Genomic DNA, 21,668 nt, shown 5'->3' on the forward strand with positions numbered 1-21,668 from the left:
GCTGATCGCGGGGCACTACCGCCTCGTCGAGCACATTGGTAGCGGTGCCATGGGCGTGGTGTGGCGCGCCGTGGACGTGCGCCTGGAGCGGTCGGTGGCGATCAAGCAGATCCTGCCGCAGCCGGGCGTCTCCGAGGCCGAACGCGACAACATGCGCCAGCGCGCCATGCGCGAGGCGAAGAACGCCGCCCGCTTCCAGCACCCCAACGCGATCGTCGTGTTCGACGTCGCCGAGCACGGCGGCGACCCGTGCCTGGTGATGGAGTACCTCAACGGCCCGAGCCTGTCCGCGGTGCTGTCCGAACAGGGCACGCTGCCGGTCGGCCAGGTCGCGCGGATCGGCGAGCAGGTCGCCGCGGCGCTCGTGGCCGCGCACCGCGCCGGGATCGTGCACCGGGACGTCAAGCCCGGCAACATCCTCATCGACGAAACCGGCACCGCGAAGATCACCGATTTCGGCATCTCCCGCGCGGCCGGCGACATGACGCTCACCCAGACCGGCCTCATCGGCGGCACCCCGGCGTACCTCGCCCCCGAACTGGCCCGCGGCGCCGACCCGGTGCCCAGCTCGGACGTCTTCGCCCTCGGCGCGACGCTGTACCAGGCGATCGAGGGGCAGACGCCGTACGGCAACACCACGAACCAGCTCGCCCTGCTCTACGCGGCGGCGAACGGCCAGGTCAACCCGCCGACGCAGGCCGGTCCGGCGACCGCGCTGCTGATGAGCCTGCTGCGCAGCGAAGCTTCCGAGCGGCCGAGCATGGCCGAGGCACGGGAGCGGCTGGCTCAGCTGGCGACTGGCGAACCGGCTGCGGCGCAGCAGTTGCTGTCGGGGAATCGCGGTCCGGGGAGCAACGGGTCCCGTCCGCCGTGGGCGCGTACGGCTGCTCCGGCGGCGGCTGCTCCGAAGGCTCCGTCGAACCCGCCTCGGACGCCGACTGCGGCGTTCATGCCGATGGGCGCGCCTTCGCGTCCCGCTCCCCCGTCGAACACTCCGCCGCGTCCGCAGCCCGCTGTGCGGCCGACGCCTACTGCTGCCGCGCCGAACTACTCCGGCGCCGGGTCGGGGGGCCGGGTTTCGCCTGCTGCGGCGCGGAAGAAGAAGATGGCGTTCCTCGCCGGCGGGGCCGCGGCGGTGGTCGCGGTGGCGCTGGTGGTGTTCCTGGTGTTGAGCAACAGCCAGGACAAGGGCGGGGCTTCGTCGAACGCGCAGCCGCCGGCACCGAACTCCTCCGCTCCGGCGACGCCGTCGAGCGCGCCGAGTTCTTCGGCGCCGCCGGTCAAGTCCAGCGGCAACGTGCAGTGGGGGCCAGCTGGCCAGCTGGCCGTGACTTTCTACCAGAACGCCGGCTCGCCCACCGCGTGGGCGATGCTGACCCCGTCGGCACAGGCGGCCTTCGGCGATCAAACCGCGTTCGCCTCGTATTGGGACCAAAACAAGCTGGCCGGCTACAAGGGAGCCAGCGTTTACAAGCGCCAGAACAATCCTGACGGTTCCGCCGACGTCCAGATCACCCTCACCCCGGAGGGCGGTGCGCCGATGCAGAAGGTCGTGCAGGTCATCGCCGGGGACAACGGCACGCTGATGATCAACAGCGACCCCCGCCTCGGAAGCGGCGCGCCCGCGCAGTGACACTCGCCGCAGAGGTGGGTCCAGCGGGACGAATGGCCTACCTTTGAGGCATGGCCGAGAACGGAGCTCTGCCGCCGGGCTGGAATCCTCGGTTCCACGAGGATCTGGTCGGGCTGGACCCGTACGACCCGGAGGCCCGTGCGTTCGCCGCCCATCTCGACCGGATGGAGCGCACCGGGCCGACTTTCACTGTCGAGGCGTGCCTGGACCAGGTCGCCGACTTCGCCGAGTCCAGCAACCGGACCGGCGGGCTCCGCTACTGGGTGTCCGCGCTGGTCGTGGTGCTGATCGTGCTCGGGCTGCTGGTCACCGCCTGGGACATCGCGCTGCACACGGTCGCTTTTCTCTCCAGGTAACGTGGGAAGGGTGAAAGGTATGAAACCCGTCGTCGGCACCACTCCGCGCGTGGTGAAGTCCGACCAGGAATGGCGGGAGCAGCTTGCCCCCGAGGAGTACGCGGTGCTCCGGCAAGCCGGCACCGAACGGCCGTTCACCGGCGAGTACACCGACACCAAGACCACCGGCGTGTACGAGTGCCGAGCTTGCGGCGCGGAGCTGTTCCGCAGCGACACGAAGTTCGAAAGCCACTGCGGCTGGCCGTCGTTCTACGACCCGGCGGACTCCGACGCGGTGCTGCTTCGCGAGGACCGCGCCATGGGCATGCGGCGCATCGAAGTGCTGTGTGCCTCGTGCCACAGCCACCTCGGGCACGTGTTCGAGGGCGAGGGCTACGCGACCCCGACCGACCAGCGGTACTGCATCAACTCGATTTCCCTGAAGCTCGTCGAGGACTCCGGAGACTGACGCCGAGGTCCGCTGAAACCGCCCTTCCCGTTCCGGGGAGGGCGGTTTTTCGTCCGGCGGCAACCCCGGCCCGGAGGGTAACGTGGTGTGTTCATCCGGAGGGGGACCGTGATGGGCTGGACGATCGAACGCGCGATGCCGGCCGCGCTGATCCTGGTGCTGGCGCTGGTCTGCTGGTGGCTCGGGCGGCGGACCGCCGCCCGGCTGCGCCGGGGCAGGCATCCCGAAACCCGGCTGACGACCGCGGCGCAGGTCGCGTTGCTGACCAACGGACCGATCCGCGTCGCCGAAACGACGGTCGCCTCGATGCTGGAGCGGGAGCAGCTGCGCGCGGACTCCGTGGGCCGGCTGTACCGCACGCCGACCGAGCCGTCGGACGCGCTGAGCAGGGAAGCCGCCGAGCTGACCGGCACGGGAGCCGGGATCGCGACGGTGCTGCGCGGTCTCGTCTCGGGCGACACGGTCCGCGAGCTGATCGACGACCTCACCAAGCGCGGTCTGCTGGTCGACGGCCAGGCGCTGCGGAGAGCGTGGAAGTGGACCGCGATCGAAGAAGCGGTGCTGGCCGCGGCCGGCGTGGCGGCGTTCGTCGGCGGGCTGAACGGCTATGTGCTGATTTCGGTTCTGCTGCCCGCGTGGTTCGCGTTCGCCGCGATGTCCCGTCGCCGGGCCGCCCGGCGGATCCGGCCGACCGACGCCGGCCGTGAAGCAGCCGAAGCGGCGTGGCCGGATCAGAGCCTGATCAGCGGCCGGACCGGGAGCGTCGCGGTCGGCGGACTGTCGAATCATCCGGATCGCGAGCTGCGGATCGCCCTGCTCCGCGGGCTTCCGGCGACCCGGCGGACGGGGGCGGCCGTCGCGGGAGTCACCGGCGGGTTCGCCGGACCGGCGGGGTATTGGGCCGCCGGGTCCGGCTGCGGATCCGGCTGCGGAGGCGGAGCGGGCTGCGGATCCGGATGCGGCGGCGGGGGCTGCGGCGGCGGGAACAGCTGAGCCGGGAACGAACCGGACATCGAGTGCGTCAGTTCTGCCGACAGCATCCGGCGACCGGCCGGTTAGGGTTCCGGCAACGCTGAAAAGAGGGGGAAGCCGTGGACGAACCTTGGGGCATTTCCGGCCCGCAGTTCCTGCTGCTCTTCGGCCTGGCGCTGGCCGTCGTGCTGCTGGTGCAGCTGAGCTGGCCGCCGATCGCGCGGTCCCGGCGACGGAACGCGCCCGCGACCGTCGAGGCGCCGCTGCAGCCGGACGTCTACCAGCTCGCCTACCTGGCAGGCGGTGCGGACCGCGCGGTCGACACCGCGATCGCGACTCTGCTGGAACAGGAACTGCTGCGGGTGAGCAGCAAGGGCAAGCTGAGCGCGATCGGCAAGCGACCGGCTCGCAAGAGGCTGGAACGCGCGGTGCACGACGCCGCGCAGGGCGGCACGGCGACCGTCGCCATGGTGCGCAAGTCGCCGATGGTCCAGCCGGAAGTCGAGAAGATCCGCGCGGACCTCGAACGACGCGGGCTGCTTGCCGCCGGCGACGGGCTGGGCGGCTTCCGCGCCGGGATCGTGGCCGGGTACGCCGCGTTGCTGCTGATCGGCATCGTCCGCGCGGTCAACGGAGCGCAGCTGGACCGGCCGATCGGCGGGTTGGCCGGGCTGCTCGTCGTGGCCGGGATCCTGACGTTGATCGCCTACTCGGTCCGAAAGGGCTCGAAGACCTCCCGCGCGACCGACGCGGGTCACGCGATCGTCGTGCGCGCCCGCGAAGACGCGAAAACTGCCGAGGAACAGCCTGCGGAGCTCGCTGCCCCCAACCGGAGCGGCAACGGAGCGTTGCTCGTCGGCGCGGCGGCCGTGGTCGCGCTCGGCGGGATCGCGCTGTACCCGGACGAGGAGATGAGCTCGGCGCTGATCAGCGGCGGCGGCAGCTGGACCGGGGGCGGCGGATCGAGCGGCGGGTCGTCCTGCAGCAGCGGCGGTTCCTCGTGCAGCAGCGGATCCTCGTGCGGCGGAGGCAGCAGTTGCGGCGGCGGGGGCGGCTGCGGCGGATAACCGCGGCAGACGGCGGGGCCCGGGCCATGCGGCAAGCTTGGAGTTGAAGAGCGGTGCGCGAACGACGTCCGGAGGTGGGTGCGGTGGCTGACCGGCTGGGGATCGGCATCGGGTGGCGACCGGAACTCGACCTGTCGATCGCGCGGCTGCCGGGCGTCGACTGGGTCGAGGTGGTCGCGGAGAATCTGCACGCCCCGCACCTGCCGGAAAGCCTGCTGGCGCTGAAGGATCGCGGGATGCCGGTGCTGCCGCACGCGGTGTCGCTGTCGCTGGGCGGGGCCGAGCCGCTGGACACCGGGCGCGTGGAGCATCTGGCCGAACTGGCGCGGGCCCTCGACGCGCCGCTGGCCAGCGACCACGTGTGCTTCGTCCGCGCGGGCGGGCTCGACTCCGGGCACCTGATGCCGCTGCCGCGCTCGCGCGAGGCACTGGACGTGCTGGTGGACAACGTCCGGCTCGCACAGTCCATTGTGGACCTACCGTTGGCGCTGGAGAACATCGCCGCACTGCTGGAATGGCCGGAAAACGAGCTGACCGAGGAACAATTCCTCACCGAGCTGACCGAACGGACCGGCTGCCTGCTGATCGTCGACGTCGCGAATCTGTACGCCAACGCGCGCAACGTGGGCACCGATCCAGTGGCGTTCCTGGACGGGATTCCGTGGGAACGGCTCGCGTACGTGCACATGGCCGGCGGCGTGGAGCGCGATGGGGTTTATCACGACACACACGCGCATCCGGTGCTGCCCGAGGTGCTGGACCTGCTCGCCGAACTGCGCCGGCGCACGGATCCGCCGGGCGTTCTCCTGGAGCGCGACGACGACTACCCCACCGATTCCGAACTCGCTGCCGAACTGGTCGCGCTGCGGACCGCGGTGACGCTGTGAGCCGGGAGGAACTAGCGGCTCGGCAAGCTGCGCTGCTGGACAGCCTGTTGACGGGGACCGAGGCACCGTCGGGCTTCGATGCTTCTCGGTTGCGCATCGAGGCGGACGTCCTGCTCGCCAAGCGACGGCGACTGGTCGCATACCTGCGGCCGGACCTGCCCGAGACGCTGGGCTCGCGGTATCGGCCGCTGTTCGACGCATACGCGGCGGAGCGGCCCAAGACGACTTCGATCCGGGCGCGCGAGTATGCCGACGCCTTCGCAGAGTGGCTCATCACCCGCGGTGACCTGCCCAAACCCCGGCGCAGGTGGTTTCGGCGCTGAGCTCGTCCGATTTTTGTCGGTGGTGCTGACTACGCTGACGACATGTCTGGTTACGGCGGTGTTATCCGATCTCTGCCGAGCCGGGAGGGAGGGAACCTGTCGTGAACGGATTCTGGGCTGCGGTGAGCCCGATGCTGCTCGTCTGCGTGGCCACCGCCGCGAGCTTGGCGAGTATTCTGGCCACTGGCAAGGACAAGCTGGCCACGCGGGCGTCCGCGCCGGAGCCGGCCGCCGTGCCGCGCGGTGTCTACGACGTCGCTTACCTGGCGGGCGGGCGGCCTCGGCTGGTCGAGGCTGCGATCGCGACGCTGCTCGCGCGCGGCCAGCTGCAGGTCGGGTCGCTGGGCGAGATCGTCGCCACCGGCTCGCCACCCGCGTCGCCGCCGCTTGAGCAAGCCGTGCACCAGGCGGCCGGTCGCGGCCGCCTGCCGTCCTGGGTCGCGCGTTCGTCGGTGCTCAAGCCTGCGATCCGGACGCTCGAAACCGATCTCGTCCAACGGCGGCTGGTCAGCAGGCGCAGGCCGTTGACGGGTCTCGGGTACACGCTGACCGCGGTGGCCGTCGTCGTGCTCGCGGCCGGGGTGGGCCGGCTGGTCTACGACGTGGGCCGTTCTCATCTGAACGCCATGGTGCTGCTCGGCTTCGCCGAGGTCGGGCTGACACTCTGGCTCTGTCTCGTCGGCAGCCAGCGGATCACCACGAAGTTCGCCGAACAGAAGGTCAGTTCGCTGCCACCGACGACTGCGGGGACGACGGTCCTCGCGCGGGCCGAGCAGCAGGCTGGTGCGGGTGGTAGCGCAGGACCGGCTGAACTCGTCGCGTTGGACGGGCTGGCGGCTTATCCGGACGAGCGGGTCGCGGGAGGGCTTATGCCGATTTAGCCGCTGGGTCGCGAGCGGCGTGGACCGGCCGGTGCTCAGGGACCGGTGGCGCTTATGGGACCGACGTGGCGCACACGGAGGCTCGCGAGCGCTTACCGGACTGGCTGCGCGCTTACCGGACTGGCGGTGCCCACGCGAAACCGACACGGCACCTGCGAAACCGACCGCACACCTCACCGGCGAGCCCACCCCCGAAACCGACACGGCACCTGCGAAACCGACCACGCACCTCACCGGCGAGCCCACCCCGAAACCGACACGGCACCTGCGAAACCGACGCGGCACCTTGCGAAACCGACGCGGCACTCCGAGGCTGGCGGCATCCACCGGACGGCACGGCGGTAGCCACGCAACCGGCGCGGCAACCAACGGCCCTGGCACCGCTTACGAGACCGGCTGAGGCACGATCGGCGACCACACCGCCGTGTCCGCGCCGGGCCGGTGCGACGGGTGGTCCCAGTGCGGCGGCGCGCCCGGCAGTTCTCCGGCCATCCGCACCCGGGTCATCCGGCCGAAGTCGCTGTCGACCGTCTCCAGCACGTCCGTGTAGTCCGTTTCGGCCGGTTCCGGATCCTTGCGGCCCAAGGAATCCAGCCATCGTCCGGTGCCGGCGAGGGACAAGCGGGCGTGCCAGGTGCCGCCGTCGGTGGCCGTGCGGCGGATTGCCGTCATGATGGCGGCGGCGGTCAGCCAGCCGGTGGCGTGGTCGAGGGCTTGCGCGGGCAGCGGTGCGGGAGCGTCGGTGGCGTACTCCTCGGCGAGGCCGGACGACATCTGCACGAGGCTGTCGAAGCCGCGGCGGCGGGCCCAGGGGCCGGTCCAGCCGTACGCCGACACGTCGGCGATCACGAGGCCGGGGCGCAGTTCGGCGAGTTCTTCCGTGCCGAAGCCGATTCGGGCGAGTGCGCCGGGGCGGAAGGTCTGGAGGAGGACGTCCGCGCGGGCGATGAGCTTCTTCAGCTTCGCGCGGCCGCCTTCGGTGTCGAGCGCGATGAACGCGGAGCGCTTGCCCTGGCCGGTGTCCATGGTCAGGACCGGGATCCGCGGCAGGTGCGCGGCGCCGACGTGCAGCACGTTCGCGCCGTGTGCGGCCAGCACGCGGCCTGCGACGGGTCCGGCGAGCACATGCGTCAGTTCCAGCACGCGGACGCCGCCCATCGGGCGGTCCGAGTCGAACAGGGTGCGCTTCGGCGCGTCCCCGATGCGGTTCAGCTCGACCAGCGGCAGGTCTGCGACGGCCTGGCCTTGCGGGTGTGCCAGCCAGTCCTCGCGCGAGCGCATCAACGCTGCCGCGCCGCCCGCGGTCACCACGGCGGATTCGACCTCGGCCGTGGTTTTCCCGGCCACGGCCTTGGTCACCGCTTCGCGGGTCGCCGGGACGCCGAGCGCCCAGCAGACCGCTGCCTCGTGCCGTGAGGTGTTGCAGTGCAGCTTGATCCAGCCGTCGGCGGCGCGGTAGTCGCCTGCGATGCGGCCCCACGGGCTCGGTCCGGGCTCGCCGTCGATGCGCAGCAGATGCTCGCTGCGGGACGCGGCGGCGGCGTGCCGGGTGTCGGCCGACACCGTGCCCGGGTCGATGCCGCGCAGCCGCAGCAGTTCACCGGCGGACAGGGTGGCCGCGGCGATGCTGGCGCTTGCCATGGCGGGGACCCGGAAGTGCCCGGGCAGCACTGATTCGTCGCCGGTCAAGGACACGGCGGGCAGCGGTTCCCCGGCGAGCGACTGCCAGGCCCCGGCGAGTACGTCCTGCACCGGCGGTTACGGCAGAGCCGCGACGAGCTCGGCGGGCGGCACCTTCGTGCCGGTGTAGAACGGGATTTCGACGCGCACGTGGCGACGCGCCTCGGTGTTGCGCAGGTGGCGCATCAGGTCGACGATCCGGTGCAGTTCGTCGGCCTCGAAGGCGAGGATCCACTCGTAGTCGCCGAGCGCGAACGACGCGACCGTGTTGGCGCGCACGTCCGGGTAGTCCCGCGCCTCCTTGCCGTGGTCCGCCAGCATCTTGCGGCGTTCCTCGTCCGGCAGCAGGTACCAGTCGTAGGACCGGACGAACGGGTACACGCAGATGTACTTCCGCGCCTCCTCGCCGGCCAGGAACGCGGGCACGTGGCTCTTGTTGAACTCGGCGGGCCGGTGCAGCGCGGTCTGGCTCCAGACCGGCGTGGACGCGCGGCCGAGCGGCGTGCGCCGGAACCCGGTGTAGGCGGCCTGGACCTGCTCGATCTCCTCGGCGTGCCACCAGATCAGGTAGTCCGCGTCGGCACGGAGGCCGGACACGTCGTACACGCCCCGGACGACGACGCCCTTGGCTTCGAGCCCGTCGAGGTACTCGGCCGTCTCGCGGCCCGCGGCGGCGCGGTCCTCCCCCAACTTCCCCGGTTCGATCCGGAAGACCGACCACATGGTGTAGCGGATCGTGTCGTTGAGTTCGTTGTAATTCAGCCGCGCCATGACTCCATCCTGGCACTGCCGGCCCGGCGATCGCCATGGGGCTCCGTCACACGGAGAGCTGCTCCGCGATCCGCCGGGCAGCGGCGTCCGCCGTGGCCACGCACGCCGGCAGGCCGACGCCGTGCAGCGTGGCGCCCGCCACGGCCAGGCCCGGGACATCCGCCACTGCCGTCTCGATCCGGGTCACTCGCTCCAGGTGCCCGGTGCCGTATTGCGGGAGGCCGCCGCCCCATCGCGTCACCAGGGTGTCGATCGGCTTCGCGGTGACACCGGCGAGCCGGGCCAGGTCCGCGCGGACCGCCGCGACCAGGGAATCGTCGTCGCCGTTCACCGCGCCGGGCTCGCCGAACCGGCCGGCCGAACCGCGCACCAGCACCGGTCCGGCATCGCCGAGATGAGCCCACTTGTTCGACGAAAACGTGAACGCCTTGGCCGCGTACGGCACGCCTTCCGCGTCCCGCTCCCCCGCGCCGATGAGGATTCCGGACGCGTCCGGCAGCTCAGTGCCCGGCGGGAACGCGAACGCGACGACCGCCATCGACGCCAGTTCGACCTCGCCGAACGCGGTCGAGGCCGCCGGGGCCACGCCGTCGAGCAGTTTCCGGGCGGCTGGCGCGGGCACTGCGAGCAGCACCGCGTCCGCGTCCACCGGGCTGCCGGCAGGCGCGTGCGCCGGCGCGGCAGCACCGAATTCGAGACGCCATCCAGACGGCGTCCGCGCCAGTGCGCGGACCGTCGACGAAGTGCGCAGCTCAGCGCCGGAAAGCTCCAGCAACCGGTCGAGCAATCCCCGCAAGCCGCCGGTCAGACTGCCGAAAACCGGCGCGGTGCCCGGCGTTTTCGGCAGCAGCGACGACGCGGCCTCGGTGAGCGAACCCGCTCCGCCTTCGACCGCGGCGGCCAGTCCGGGCATCGTCGCGCGGAGGCCGAGACCGTCGGCGCCGCCCGCGTAAACGCCGCCCAGCAGCGGGTCGACCAGCCGGTCCACCAGTTCGCCGCCGAAGCGCGTGCGCAGCAGCGGCCCGAGCGGCACATCGCCTTCGCCCAGGTCGACGGGGCCGAGCGAACGTTCCTTCTCGACCGCGATCCGCCCGTCGTCGGACAGCACGCCCTCGACCGCGTCCGCGGACGCCGGGACTCCCATCACCGTGCCGGGCGGCAGGCTCCGCACCGAACCGCCGGCGTGGATTGTGGCGCGCGCCTTCGTCGGATGCACCAGGCGATCGGCGAGGCCGACCTCCTCGACCAGCGAAACCATCTCGGGCCGGCGGGCGAGGAACGCTTCGGCTCCGACGTCGTAGCTGACTCCGCCGACCTCCGCCGTGCGCAGTTTGCCGCCGATCGCGGCCGTGCTCTCGAAAACGGTGATCGTCACCCGGTCGCCGAGCAGCCTGCGCAACCGGTACGCCGCGGACAGCCCGGAGATCCCGCCGCCGACGACCGCGACGTGTTTCACAGCGAGTGCACCAGGTCGACGACCCGCTTCAGCACCTCCGGGTCGACGCCCGGCAGCACACCGTGGCCGAGGTTGAACACGTGCCCGCGAGCGGCGCGGCCTTCTTCGACGATCCGGCGCACCTCGGCCTCCAGGACCGGCCACGACGCGGACAGCAGCGCCGGGTCGAGGTTGCCCTGCACCGGCACCTTGCCGCCGAGCCGGTGGACCGCGACGTCGAGCGGGATCCGCCAGTCGACGCCGACCACGTCCGCGCCCGCCTCGCGCATCGCGCCGAGCAGCTCGCCGGTGCCGACGCCGAAATGGATCCGCGGCACGCCGTACTCCCCGGCCACGGCCAGCACCCGGGTCGAATGCGGCAGCACGAACTCGCGGTAGTCGCGCTCGGACAGCGCACCGGCCCACGAGTCGAACAGCTGCACCGCGTCGACGCCCGCGTCGAGCTGGGCGCGCAGGAACGTGGCGGCGATGTCGGCGAGGCGCGCGGCGAGGTCGTGCCAGACCTCGGGCCGCGAGTGCATCAACGCCTTGGTGTGCTCGTGGTTGCGGCTCGGGCCGCCCTCGATCAGGTAGCTGGCCAGCGTGAACGGCGCGCCGGCGAACCCGATCAGCGGCGTTTCGCCGAGCCGCTCCACGAGCAGCCGGACGCCCTCGGCGACCTTCCCGACCTGCTCCGGTTCAAGCTTCGGCAGCGCGCGCACGGCGTCCGCGTCGCGCACCGGCGAGGCCACGACCGGGCCGGTGCCGGGGACGATGTCGATGTCGACGCCCGCCGCTTTGAGCGGGACCACGATGTCGCTGAACAGGATCGCCGCGTCGACACCGAGCCTGCGGACCGGCTGCATCGTGATCTCGGCGAGCATCTCGGGGTCGAAGCACGCGTCGAGCATCGGCACGCCCTCGCGCAGCGCGCGGTACTCCGGCAGCGAACGACCGGCCTGGCGCATGAACCACACCGGGACGTGCGCGGACCGCTCCCCGCGCGCGGCGGCCAGGAAAGCCGNAAGCCGAGCCGGGCAGGGCGCGACGGGGCGAAACGGGCGGGGCGCCGACGGGCGCGGACGAAACCTGAGGCACGAACCCCATGGTCCCACGCGGGCCCGACAGTCCCGGGCCGCCCCGGGCCAGGATCGGATTTCGCCGCGTGGCGTGCGCGCGGCTCGCTTCGGATTCGGTGACCTCCGCCTGATCGCAGTGCGGCATTCGTAGCGCGCTGCGCCGGACGAGGCGTTGGCGCGCCGGAACGAGCAGGCGAGACGCGGGCTGGACGGGCGGCGGGCAGCAACGGGGCGGGCAGCGAGACGACGGGCCAGGCGGGTGGGCAGCGAGACGACGGGCCAAGGCGGGGTGGGCAGCGCGACGGCAACACAGAGACAGGGCGGGCAGCGAGACGGCCAGGCAACGCGGGATGGACAACGAGGCAGCCGACGGGGTGGACGACAAGGCAGCCGAGCAAGACGGGGACGGGCATGAGCGGCAAGCCTCGATGGGGCGGAGGCGTGGCCACGGGGCAAGGTGCGGTCAGCGGCCAGGGGCAAGGTGGGGCCAGCGGCCAGCGGCAACGTGCGGCCAGCGGCAACGCGGTGCCAGCGGCAACGTGCGGTCAGCGGTCAGCGGCCACGTGCGGCCAGCGGCCAGCGGCCACGTGCGGCAAGCGGCCACGTGCGGCAGCGGCCAGCGGCAACGTGCGGCAAGCGGCCAGCGGCAAGGTCAACGGTGAGGAGTGAGCGAGGCGAGAGCCAAGCTCGGAGCAGAGTGCGAGGCCGGGGTGCGGGGCAGAAGGACAGCCGAAGCCGTCCCGCGGGTCGCGGGTGGGTCTCGCTCGGCGCGCCTGCGTCCGCAACCGGGTGTCGCCGCCCTACAGTCGGAGCGTGACCGCGATGACGCCAGTGCCCGATCTCTTCCGCGAAGCCGTCGCGGCGCTGCAAGCCGTCCGGCCGCGCCCGGAGATCAGCCTGGAGACGATGCGTGCGCCGCAGCGGCTCGCGCCGTGGTCCTACGCGTTGAGCTGCGATGTCTCCGGACCCGCGGACGTGCTGGCGTCCGGCAGGCTGGTGCTGCTGCACGACCCGGACGGCCAGGAGGGCTGGGACGGCGTGCTGCGGCTGGTCATGTACGTGCGCGCCGAGCTCGACCGCGAGCTGGCCACGGATCCGTTCCTGCCCGCGGTCGGCTGGTCGTGGCTCACCGACGCGCTGGAGGCCTCCGGCGCTTCGTGGAAGGCGCTCGGCGGCACCGTCACCGAGACGTCCTCGGCCCGGTTCGGCGACATCTCCGGTCCGGCTCGCACGGACGACCTCGAACTGCGGGCGTCCTGGACCCCGGCCGACGCCGCGCTCGGGCCGCACGGGCTCGCGTTCTGCCAGGTGATGGCGAGCGTCGTGGGGCTGCCCCCGGTGGGCGTCACGCTGTTCGAGCAGCGGCAGAGCTCCTGATTTCCTAAGTTCACCCGGTCGGGCAGCGTCTTCGCGGCGCTTGCACGCGCACGAACGCGCTTTCCCGGGCGGATCCGGGCCCTCCCGGCACCCCGCGGAGATCTTCGGCGGGGCTTCCGGGCGTCCGCCGCCGACTGTCCATTATGGACTTCCGAGGCCGCCGCCCCGGATGCCGCACGTTCGTGGCCGGGCGTGATCACAGGCAGTGAACCCCCGGTAACCAGCTTCGACGCGGTTCCGGACCTCTTTCCGGCGCTTCCGGCACGGCGCGGGCAGCCGGGCGGTGCGCGCGGCAAAACATGAAAGAAAATGATCTTGCCCCGGCCGAGGCGCATTTCCGGGTCCGGACCGCCGGGGCCACGACCCCTCTCCGCAAGCACCCGCAGGTGCACGAGCCATCTGCACGCCCGTTTCGTTGCCGGTAACTCAGGTGCATCGCGGCCCGGTCGTCAGTCGTTAACAAGACTCCGATCGTTAGTCCGATCGTGTTACAACGACCTCGCTGAGTGACGAACTGTTTCGGATAGATACCCATTCGATCCCCCCGCAACGGCGTCCGGACGGCTACAGTGCCTGGGACGACACCACTTTCGGTCTAAAGCTGGCGCGGCTGAACGGCCGAAGGTCCCGGTGCCGGTCGGGGGGCACGACCGACTCCAGGGAGGTAGTGACGTGGCTACCGTCGGCTTATCTCAGGCCGTCCGATCCACGCCAGCCGGCGCCTTGCCGGCGAGCATGGTTCCGCACCCGCGGGAAGAGCTTTTTTCCGTGTTGGTGGTCGATGACCACCCGCTGTTGAGGGAGGCAATCGCAGCACGACTCGCACAAATGGGTGCGGGCACTGTCCACGAAGCCGCCACGGTGGCCGAGGCGAGGGCGCGAGCACAGGCCACCGGCCCGTGCGACCTGGCGATCCTCGATCTCGGACTGCCGGACGGCAGCGGCATCGAGCTGGTTACGGAACTCCGTAGCCACGGCTGGCCGCGCGTGGTGGTCCTGGCATCCTCTGACGACCCGTACGCGGTGCGCTCCGCGTTCCAGGCCGGAGCTCAGGCGTACCTGCTGAAGTCGGCGTCGCCGGTGGTAGTCACCGACGGCGTGCGCCGGGTTCTCGAAGGCGGCGTTTACGCCGACCCGAGCGTGGCCCCGGTCCTGGCGACCGGCACGCGAGTGGCGGGCACCGACAACACCCCGCGCGAGCTGTCGGCTCGCGAGGTGGAGGTGCTCCAGCTCGTCGCGGACGGGCAGTCGAACAAGGAGATCGGGGAGGAGCTTTCCCTCTCCGCGCTCACCGTCAAGTCCCACCTGTCCCGCATCGGGCGCAAGCTCGGCACGGGCGACCGGGCGCAGATGGTCGCGCTGGCGATGCGAGCCGGCGTGATCCGCTGACGACGACGAACCACGTCCCTGCGGGGCGGGCGGACCAGGCGCGGTCCGCCCGTCCCGTAGGGTCGTCGGACATGGGAACTGCACAGGCGGACGGAGCCCGGACCGGAGACGAGACCACCGAGAACTCCGGGGCCTCCCGAACGTCGGTGCTGCTCCGGGAACCGGCGGAAGGCACCCCTCCGGTCGTGGCCGAGCCCGGCGCGCTCGCCGAGGCGTGCGCGCGGCTCGCCGCGGGCACGGGCGCCGTCGCGGTGGACACCGAACGGGCGTCGGGCTACCGCTACTGGCCCAAGGCCTACCTCGTCCAGCTGCGCCGCGAAGGCTCCGGCACGGTGCTGATCGACCCGATCGCGCTCGCCGACGACCTCGCCGCGCTGCGGGACGTCCTCAACGACACCGAATGGGTGCTGCACGCCGCGTCCCAGGATCTGCCCTGCCTGGCGGAGCTGGACCTGCGCCCGCGATCGCTGTTCGACACCGAACTGGCCGGACGGCTGGCCGGGTACGAACGCGTCGCGCTCGGCACGCTCGTGGAGCTGCTGCTCGGGTACACGCTCGAAAAGGGGCACAGCGCCGCGGACTGGTCCAAGCGTCCGCTGCCGATCGACTGGCTCAACTACGCCGCGCTCGACGTCGAACTGCTCAACGAACTGCGCGAGAAGCTCGAAGCCGAGCTGGCGGCGCAGGGCAAGCTGGAGTGGGCGCGGCAGGAGTTCGAGGCCGTGCGCACCGCTCCCCCGCCCGCGCCGCGCGCCGAACCGTGGCGCCGGACGTCCGGGGTGCACAAGATCCGCAGCCCGCGCGGCCTCGCCGCGGTGCGGGAGATGTGGCAAGCCCGCGACGAGCTGGCTCGCAAACGCGACCGCGCGCCGAGCCGGATCCTGCCCGACAGCGCGATCGTCAACGCGGTGACCGCCGACCCGAAGACGGTCGAGGAACTCCAGGCGCTGCCGGTGTTCAGCGGACGCGTGCAGCGCAAGTACACCGCCAGCTGGCTGCGGCACCTCCAGGCGGCCAAAGCGCTGCCGGCGAGCGAGCTGCCGAGCCCGAGCCAGCCCTCCGACGGTCCGCCGCCGGTGAACCGCTGGGCCGACAAGGACCCCGACGCCGCTGCTCGGCTCGCCGCCGCGCGGGCCGCGTTGGCCGCGATCGCGGAGGACCGCAAGCTGCCGGTGGAGAACCTTCTGCTGCCGGATCTGGTCCGGCGGACCTGCTGGCGGCCCCCGGCCGACCTCGCGGAGGACTCGGTCGCGGACGCGCTGCGGGCGGGCGGGGCGCGGCCGTGGCAGCTGGAGCTGACCGTGGCGGCGCTGAGCAAGGCGTTGCACAGCACGGCTTCCTGACCCGCCGCGGGTGGTTCAGACCGCTAGGTGAGGGTGAGACCTCACGAACGGCGACGAGCCGGCCGGCGATAGCCGAGCGACCGCGCCACGCCGGTCGCCGTGGTGACCACCGCGGGCACCAGATGGGCCACCGAGGTCGTCTCCCGGCGGCCCACGACCGCGACCGCGGCGGTGACCCGGGAGGTCGCGTCGCGGATCGGAGCGGCGACCGCGACCGCGTCGTCGGCGAGCTGGCGGTCGGCGACGCAGTAGCCGGTGCGGGCGATGTCGGCGAGTTCGGCGCGCAGGGTCTCCGGGTCGGTCGTGGTGTGCGGGGTTTCCGCCGGGATCGGGCTGGTCAGGGCGGATTCGCGGGTATCCGCGGCGGCGTGCGCGAGCAGCACCCGGCCGGTGGCGGTGGTGGTCGCGGGAAGGCGGCTGCCGGTCGTGGTCAGGATGCCCACCGAGCGGTGTCCGGCCAGCCTGGCCAGGAACACGACGTCGGTTCCGTCCAGCACGGACAGGTGCACGTTCTCGCCGGTCGCGTCGAACAGGTCGCCCAGGTACGGCAGGGCGATTTCGCGGATCGACGCCCTGGCCAGCGACAACGAGCCCAGCTCCCACAGTTTCAGCCCGAGGTGGTAGCCGCCGTGGTCGTCGCGGGCCAGCGCCCCCCATCCGGCCAGTTCGCCGACCAGCCGGTGCGCCGTGCTCAGCGGCAGGCTCGCGGACTGGGCGATTTCGGTCAGGGAAAGGACCGGCGTCCGCGGGCTGAAGCAGTCCAGCACCGACAGCAGCCGCGCCGCCGCGGTGGGTCTGGCTTCCATGTGGCGGAAGTCTGATTGAGGCCGGGCCGCGACGCAAGGGACACTGCGGGCGTGGGTCGGCCAAGCGGAGAACACACCGAGTCGGTTTTGATCACCGGAGCGGGATCGGGGCTCGGGCTGGGAACGGGATTGACGCTCGCGGCGCGCGGGCATCGGGTGTTCGCCACCGTCGAACGGGACGACCAGATCGAGCCGGCGCGGGCGGCGTTCGCCGAGCGCGGGCTGGCCGCGGAGGTCTCCCGGCTTGATCTGCTCGACCCGGCTGATCGCGAGGCAGCGGCGGCGCTCGACGCGTCGGTTCTGCTCAACAACGCCGGATTCGGTGCGGAAGGTCCGCTTCTGCGCACGGATTCCGCAGTGGTCCGGAAGACGTTCGAGGTCAACGTCTTCGGCACGCTCGAGCTGACGCGGCTGGTCTCCGATCGGCTCGTCGCCGCCGGGCGCGGCGGGCGGATCGTGTTCGTGACGTCGGTGGCCGGGCTGTTCGTCGCTCCTGGCGCGGGTCCGTACGGGGCCAGCAAGTTCGCTCTCGAAGCCATGGCGCAGGCGGTCCGCCAGGAGCTGCGGCCGCACGGAATCGACGTCCGGGTCGTCGAGCCCGGGCCGTTTTCCACGGGGTTCAACGAAAAACTCGTCGAGAACGCGCCGGCCTCGGAGCACGACTTTTCGGATTTCCTCGCCATGCAACGCGATCCGGCGCCCGCGGTCGAGACGATCGCGCGGGTGGCGGTCGAATCCGGGCCGTACCGGACGATCGTGCCGGGCGAGTTCGGCGCGATCGTGCGCGAGCAGCAAGATCGGCTGTGGGCCGAGACCGACCTGGCCGGCCCGTGAAAAAGTGCGGCCGGCGCGACGGAAAACAAGCACGAGACAGGAGCACATGACAGTGAAGATCGCGGTTCTCGGGGGCGGACACGGTTCCTGGGCCACGGTGGCGGAACTCGCCGAGCACGGCCACGAAGTGCGCTGGTGGCGGCGGAACGCCGAGGCGCTGGAAGCGGTCCGCGCGACCGGAGCGGTGGGCGTCCGGGACTACCGAGGTTCCCGATCGGTGCCGGTGGGCGGCGGTGCCGGGGAGATCGACCCGGTGGCGGATCTCGCCGAGGCGGTGCGCGACGCGGCCCTGGTCGTGATCCCGCTGCCGTCGACCACGCACGACGACCTGGCTCCTCAGCTCGCCCCGCTGCTGACCGAGGGCCAGGTGGTGTTCCTGCCGCCGGGCACGTTCGGTTCGATGGTGTTCGCCAGGGCCGTGGCCGCGGCGGGCGGCAGCTCGGAGATCGCGTTCGCCGAAGCCGGGACGCTGCCCTACCTCGCGCGCCGGCACGGGGACGCGGAAGTGGCGATCAGCGGGTACGCGACCCGGCTGCCGACCGGGGTTTTCCCGCTTCGGCTGGCGGAAAGCGCGTTCCCGGCGCTGCGCGAGGCGTACCCGAGCGTCGAGGACGCGGGCGACGGGCTCAGCGGCGCGCTGATGAACGCGGGCCCGATCATCCACCCGCCGCTGATCACGATGAACGCCGGTCCGCTGGAGCATTTCGCCGCCTGGGACATCCACAACGAGGGAACGCAGCCGTCCATCCGCAGCGTCACCGACGCGCTGGACGCCGAGCGGGTCGCGCTGCGCGAGGCGTTCGGCTACGGCGCGCCGCACTTCCCGCTGGCCGATCACTACGCCGCCGACGGCGAGGAATGGATGTACGGCCGCTCGGCGCAGGAGAAGGTGACCGACAGCGGCGACTGGCGCGAGAAGATCGACCTCCACCAGCATCGCTACATGGTGGAAGACACCCGGCTCGGGCTGTCGCTGCTGGTGTCCGCGGGCCGGTGGGCCGGAGTGCCGACACCGGTCGCGGAGGGCCTGCTGACCTTGGGTTCCGCCATCACCGGCCGCGACTTCTACGCCGAGGGCCGGACGTTCGAGAACCTCGGCCTGGCGGATCTCGACCGGGCCGGCCTGACGAAGCTGCTGCAGGACGGAGTCCAGCAGTGATCGCCGTCGTCGGCGCCGGACGGATGGGCGAGGGCATCGCACTGGCCTTCCTCGCGGCGGGACGCCCGGTGCTGCTCGCGGACGTCAAGGACCGCACCGAGGAAGAACGCCAGCTCCGGCGCGACGAAATCCGCAAACGCCTCGCCGACCGGCTGCGCGCGATGTCCGGCCACGCGGACGCGCTGGAAAGCCTGACGATGGGCGACCGTTCGGCGAAGGAACTCGCGGACGCGACCGTGGTGTTCGAGGCCGTGCCGGAAGTCATGGACGTCAAGCGCGAGGTGTTCGGCTGGCTCGGCTCGCAGGTGCCGGAATCGGCGGTGCTGGCCTCGACGACGTCGACCTTCCTGGTCACGCAGATCGCGGAACTCGCCGGACGGCCGGAGCGGGTCGTCAACGCGCACTGGCTCAACCCGGCCGAGCTGATGCCGCTGGTCGAGGTCAGCCGGAGCGACGCCACCGACCCGGCCGCGGTCGACCGGCTCGTGGAACTGCTGCGCGAAATCGGCAAGGTGCCGGTGGTGTGCGGGCCCGCCGCCGGATACATCGTGCCGCGGCTGCAGGCGCTGCTGATGAACGAGGCCGCGCGGATGGTCGAGGAAGGGGTGGCCGGAGCCGCCGAGATCGACCTCGCGGTCCGCGCCGGGCTCGGGCCGCGGTTTTCGGTGCTGGGCCCGCTGGAATTCATCGACTGGGGCGGCGGGGACATCCTGTACTACGCCTCGCGCTACCTGACCGGCGAACTCGGCGAGCGGTTCCAGGCGCCCGCGGTCGTCGAGGAGAACATGACCGGGCAGCGGCGCGGTCTCCAGGACGGGGCCGGCTTCTACCGCTTCGACTCGGCCGGGGTGCCGGATTACCGGGCGGCGCGAATGCGGGAGTTCGAGGAGATCTTCCGGCTGCGGGAACCGCATTTGCGGGACGGGACGCCGGTTCCGGTGCGGCCGGAGGACGATTCGGCGGAGTGATTCTCCGGCGGCCGCGGGTTCCGGCCCGCGGCCGTCAGCACTCCTTGAGCCATCCAGCCGCTTGGCCGGGGCGCGGATGGGCTTCGCCGAGCACTGCTTTGAGCCCGGATACCACGGATTCCAGCTCTGTCGCGGCGGCCGCCCGGTCGTCTCGTCGGGCCGCGACTCGGGCCAGTGTCGCGCGAAGGCCGAGTATCACCGGGTGTCCCGCCGGCCAGCACGGTCCGCGCGGAGTGCTCGGCTTCGTCCGGATTGCCGCTCTCCACGCAGGCTCGCGCGAGGGTACTGCGCAGGAGCAGCGCGTTTCGGCCTCGCTCTTCGCCCAGGATCTGGCGGAGCAGGTCGGCTGCCTCGGGGGCTTGCCCAGCCTCCAGGAGAACGGTCGCCAAGCACTTCCCCAGCCCTGGCCGCTTCTCGACCAGCTCGCGCAACGGAGCGATCGCGGGCTCCGGATCCCCGGTTTCGGCTTGCACCACCAAGAGGAGTCCGCGAACCGCGTCTCGTTGCTCGCCGGTCTCGCAGAGCGCATCCTCGTCTGACAGCCACTGTGCGGCCGCTTCGTACCGGGCCAGCGCGCAGCGGGGCAGTCGGCCGGCTTTCGTCCGGGGTGTGCCGGGCCGAGTTCGGCCGTGCAGTAGTCGAGGCAAGCGGCCAGCACCGCCAGCGCATCGTCTTGAACGTCGCGGGCTGGCGCGCCCCAGGTTTCCTCGAACACCTCCGCGGTGCGTTCCAGCAGCGGGATCGCCTCTACCGGACGCCCCTGCGCCGTCTGGCAACACGCCAGATTCGCCCACCCGGAAAGGGTGTTCGGCTCACGTGGGGCCGAAGGCATCGGTCAACGCGGGCACGAGGTCCGCGTAGTGCTGTTCCGCGGCTGACCAGTCCTCGTTCTTGAGCAGCAATTGACCCAGCAAGAGCCGTCGACGCAGGTTCGGCACGCTCTTCGGGTTACGCGCTTTCGCCACGGCGGCCCGCGGCGCGGCGACCTCACCGGCCGGCTCCGGCTTCGCGCGGAAGAATCCCACCTGGACAGTCTGCCCGCCCAGCGGTTCAGTCCTTCTTCAGCCACCCGGCGACTTCGACAACATCCGGATGCTTCGGCCCGAACACCTCGGTCAACCCCGCCGCGACCGCCTCCAGCTCCCGATCCGCCTCCGCGTCCCGGCCGCGTTCCCGGGCGGCCCGCGCCAGCGTCGCCCGAAAACCGAGCTTCAGCGGATGTCCCGCTGGCAGGCCCTCGGCCGACACGAGTTCCCTCGCCAGCGTCTCCGCCGCGTCGAGCTGGCCGCTTTCCAGGCACGCGCGGGCCAATTCCCCGGCCGGGCCCCAGTGCCGCGCGGCCGGTTGCGCGGACAGCACGGCGCGGTACAGCTCCGCCGCTTCCGCGGGTTCCCCGGCGCGCAGCAGCACCGCGGCGAGCACCTCGACGAACTCCGGCGTGCGGTACTGCTCGGCGAGTTCCCTCGCCTTGTGCCGGACGATCTTCGCGTCCCCGGATTCGGCTCTGATGAGCAAGTCGACCGCACGCGCGCTGTCGCGTTCGTAGTCGTTGCGCGGCTTGCGGTTCAGACCTCCGTTCAGGCTGCTGGCCTCGCCGAACCGGCCCAGCGTCCGCAGCACGTTCACCTTCCGGCGAGCGCCCGCGATGGTCAGTTCGTGGTACTCGCCGAACTTGTCCACGCACGCCTTCAGGTGCCGGCCGAGCACGTCCAGCGCCTCGTCGTACTCCCCGGACAGCGAGTACATCTCCGACAGCAGCAGCTGTGCCCGCATCGTGGCCGGGTCGTCGGGACTGACGGCCTCGTAGATGTCCACTGTGGACTCCATGAGGTGCACCGCGTCCTCGATCTCGCCCAACGCGGCCTTCGCCGTCGCCAGGTTCAGCCACGCGCCGAGCGTGCCCGGGTGCTGTTCGCCTTCGACGCGGACCTGGGCGTCGGCGAGTTCGGTGTAGTGCTCCTCCGCCGCGGGCCAGTCGCCCGTTTCCACCAGGAGGATGCCGAGCCGGTGCCGCAGCGCGAGGTTTTCCGGGAGGTCCGGGTCCGCGGCTTTCGCCAGTTTTTTGCGCAACCGCGCCATTTCAGTCGCCGGGTTCGCCCGGAAAAGCGCCATTGCCGTCCCCCGTCCGGTCGGTGCGTTCCCGCCAGTGTGCCGCACGCCACAAGAACCCGGGAGTGTGCCGTCCCCCACTCGACCGGGCCACTGCACTGGTTACCCACGGGTAACAAGGGCTAGGGTGCGGGACAGGAACACTCTCGAC

General features: G+C 71.7%; 22 protein-coding genes. 14 read left to right on the forward strand and 8 right to left on the reverse strand.

What is annotated here, in order from left to right; translation table 11 throughout:
• Nucleotides 1-49 precede the first annotated feature (49 nt).
• The 8 genes from A4R44_RS12445 (at nucleotide 50) to A4R44_RS12480 (ending at nucleotide 6,567) form a co-directional block, all read left to right on the forward strand.
• Nucleotides 50-1,633 carry a serine/threonine-protein kinase gene (locus tag A4R44_RS12445; protein WP_067579384.1) on the forward strand — a complete coding sequence of 528 codons (1,584 nt, stop codon included), beginning with the start codon at nucleotides 50-52 and terminating at the stop codon, nucleotides 1,631-1,633.
• Between the two features lie 50 nt (nucleotides 1,634-1,683).
• Entirely contained in the window at nucleotides 1,684-1,989 is a 306-nt protein-coding gene (locus A4R44_RS12450) for a hypothetical protein (protein ID WP_009075657.1), read from the forward strand.
• 19 nt (nucleotides 1,990-2,008) lie between these two features.
• Nucleotides 2,009-2,437 (forward strand): peptide-methionine (R)-S-oxide reductase MsrB, encoded by a 429-nt coding sequence (gene msrB, locus A4R44_RS12455; RefSeq protein WP_067579386.1) that lies wholly within the window; start codon nucleotides 2,009-2,011, stop codon nucleotides 2,435-2,437.
• 111 nt (nucleotides 2,438-2,548) lie between these two features.
• Nucleotides 2,549-3,430 (forward strand): TIGR04222 domain-containing membrane protein, encoded by an 882-nt coding sequence (locus A4R44_RS12460; protein WP_067579388.1) that lies wholly within the window; start codon nucleotides 2,549-2,551, stop codon nucleotides 3,428-3,430.
• A gap of 98 nt (nucleotides 3,431-3,528) precedes the next feature.
• The gene (locus A4R44_RS12465; RefSeq protein WP_067579389.1) at nucleotides 3,529-4,476 is read left to right on the forward strand and encodes a TIGR04222 domain-containing membrane protein; all 948 of its coding nucleotides are present in this window, start codon (nucleotides 3,529-3,531) and stop codon (nucleotides 4,474-4,476) included.
• 83 nt (nucleotides 4,477-4,559) lie between these two features.
• Entirely contained in the window at nucleotides 4,560-5,363 is an 804-nt protein-coding gene (locus tag A4R44_RS12470) for a DUF692 domain-containing protein (protein ID WP_067579391.1), read from the forward strand.
• Nucleotides 5,364-5,452: 89 nt separating this feature from the next.
• Nucleotides 5,453-5,686, forward strand: a complete 234-nt coding sequence (locus A4R44_RS12475) for a hypothetical protein (RefSeq protein ID WP_369805888.1) — start codon at nucleotides 5,453-5,455, stop codon at nucleotides 5,684-5,686.
• A 101-nt stretch (nucleotides 5,687-5,787) separates the two neighbouring features.
• Complete coding sequence (locus tag A4R44_RS12480) at nucleotides 5,788-6,567, forward strand: TIGR04222 domain-containing membrane protein (protein WP_067579395.1); 780 nt, start codon at nucleotides 5,788-5,790, stop codon at nucleotides 6,565-6,567.
• A 384-nt stretch (nucleotides 6,568-6,951) separates the two neighbouring features.
• On the opposite strand, the gene A4R44_RS12485 is transcribed toward A4R44_RS12480, so the two are convergent.
• The 4 genes from A4R44_RS12485 to hemE are packed head-to-tail and all read right to left on the reverse strand — an operon-like array spanning nucleotide 6,952 to nucleotide 11,469.
• Nucleotides 6,952-8,319, reverse strand: a complete 1,368-nt coding sequence (locus tag A4R44_RS12485; protein ID WP_067579397.1) for a CoA transferase — start codon at nucleotides 8,317-8,319, stop codon at nucleotides 6,952-6,954.
• Nucleotides 8,320-8,325: 6 nt separating this feature from the next.
• Nucleotides 8,326-9,018 (reverse strand): hydrogen peroxide-dependent heme synthase, encoded by a 693-nt coding sequence (gene hemQ / locus A4R44_RS12490; protein WP_067579399.1) that lies wholly within the window; start codon nucleotides 9,016-9,018, stop codon nucleotides 8,326-8,328.
• Between the two features lie 46 nt (nucleotides 9,019-9,064).
• On the reverse strand, nucleotides 9,065-10,474 hold the full coding sequence (gene hemG, locus A4R44_RS12495; protein ID WP_067579401.1) for a protoporphyrinogen oxidase: 1,410 nt from the start codon (nucleotides 10,472-10,474) through the stop codon (nucleotides 9,065-9,067).
• Nucleotides 10,471-11,469 carry a uroporphyrinogen decarboxylase gene (gene hemE / locus A4R44_RS12500; RefSeq protein ID WP_095213332.1) on the reverse strand — a complete coding sequence of 333 codons (999 nt, stop codon included), beginning with the start codon at nucleotides 11,467-11,469 and terminating at the stop codon, nucleotides 10,471-10,473. The genes hemG and hemE overlap by 4 nt, the downstream gene beginning before the upstream one ends.
• Nucleotides 11,470-12,345: 876 nt before the next feature.
• Here hemE and A4R44_RS12505 point away from each other — a divergent pair.
• From A4R44_RS12505 to A4R44_RS12515, 3 genes are all read left to right on the forward strand, one after another.
• Entirely contained in the window at nucleotides 12,346-12,909 is a 564-nt protein-coding gene (locus A4R44_RS12505) for a DUF3000 domain-containing protein (RefSeq protein WP_067580162.1), read from the forward strand.
• Between the two features lie 672 nt (nucleotides 12,910-13,581).
• Nucleotides 13,582-14,298: a response regulator transcription factor gene (locus tag A4R44_RS12510; RefSeq protein WP_033291604.1), complete on the forward strand. Its 717-nt coding sequence runs from the start codon at nucleotides 13,582-13,584 to the stop codon at nucleotides 14,296-14,298.
• Between the two features lie 71 nt (nucleotides 14,299-14,369).
• Nucleotides 14,370-15,641: a ribonuclease D gene (locus tag A4R44_RS12515; RefSeq protein WP_067579405.1), complete on the forward strand. Its 1,272-nt coding sequence runs from the start codon at nucleotides 14,370-14,372 to the stop codon at nucleotides 15,639-15,641.
• 41 nt (nucleotides 15,642-15,682) lie between these two features.
• Here A4R44_RS12515 and A4R44_RS12520 read toward each other — a convergent pair whose 3' ends face one another.
• A complete protein-coding gene (locus A4R44_RS12520; RefSeq protein WP_067579407.1) occupies nucleotides 15,683-16,447 on the reverse strand; it encodes an IclR family transcriptional regulator in 765 nt (254 codons plus the stop codon).
• Between the two features lie 51 nt (nucleotides 16,448-16,498).
• Here A4R44_RS12520 and A4R44_RS12525 point away from each other — a divergent pair, with 51 nt between their 5' ends.
• The 3 genes from A4R44_RS12525 to A4R44_RS12535 are packed head-to-tail and all read left to right on the forward strand — an operon-like array spanning nucleotide 16,499 to nucleotide 19,408.
• On the forward strand, nucleotides 16,499-17,281 hold the full coding sequence (locus A4R44_RS12525; RefSeq protein WP_067579410.1) for an SDR family NAD(P)-dependent oxidoreductase: 783 nt from the start codon (nucleotides 16,499-16,501) through the stop codon (nucleotides 17,279-17,281).
• Between the two features lie 46 nt (nucleotides 17,282-17,327).
• A complete protein-coding gene (locus A4R44_RS12530) occupies nucleotides 17,328-18,440 on the forward strand; it encodes an NAD/NADP-dependent octopine/nopaline dehydrogenase family protein (RefSeq protein WP_202507742.1) in 1,113 nt (370 codons plus the stop codon).
• Nucleotides 18,437-19,408 (forward strand): 3-hydroxyacyl-CoA dehydrogenase NAD-binding domain-containing protein, encoded by a 972-nt coding sequence (locus A4R44_RS12535; RefSeq protein ID WP_095213293.1) that lies wholly within the window; start codon nucleotides 18,437-18,439, stop codon nucleotides 19,406-19,408. Before A4R44_RS12530 ends, A4R44_RS12535 begins: the two co-directional genes overlap by 4 nt.
• On the opposite strand, the gene A4R44_RS52305 is transcribed toward A4R44_RS12535, so the two are convergent.
• From A4R44_RS52305 to A4R44_RS12550, 3 genes are read right to left on the reverse strand one after another with little or no spacing between them, the layout of a single operon-like run.
• Nucleotides 19,297-20,202, reverse strand: a complete 906-nt coding sequence (locus tag A4R44_RS52305; protein ID WP_369805889.1) for a tetratricopeptide repeat protein — start codon at nucleotides 20,200-20,202, stop codon at nucleotides 19,297-19,299. The two genes, A4R44_RS12535 and A4R44_RS52305, sit on opposite strands and share 112 nt — an antisense overlap.
• An 18-nt stretch (nucleotides 20,203-20,220) precedes the next feature.
• Nucleotides 20,221-20,433 (reverse strand): hypothetical protein, encoded by a 213-nt coding sequence (locus tag A4R44_RS48955; RefSeq protein ID WP_067579414.1) that lies wholly within the window; start codon nucleotides 20,431-20,433, stop codon nucleotides 20,221-20,223.
• 25 nt (nucleotides 20,434-20,458) lie between these two features.
• The gene (locus tag A4R44_RS12550; RefSeq protein WP_163069789.1) at nucleotides 20,459-21,478 is read right to left on the reverse strand and encodes a tetratricopeptide repeat protein; all 1,020 of its coding nucleotides are present in this window, start codon (nucleotides 21,476-21,478) and stop codon (nucleotides 20,459-20,461) included.
• Nucleotides 21,479-21,668: the final 190 nt, after the last annotated feature.

Source organism: Amycolatopsis sp. M39 (assembly GCF_001651785.1).
In the GTDB taxonomy this organism is placed as follows: domain Bacteria; phylum Actinomycetota; class Actinomycetes; order Mycobacteriales; family Pseudonocardiaceae; genus Amycolatopsis; species Amycolatopsis rubida.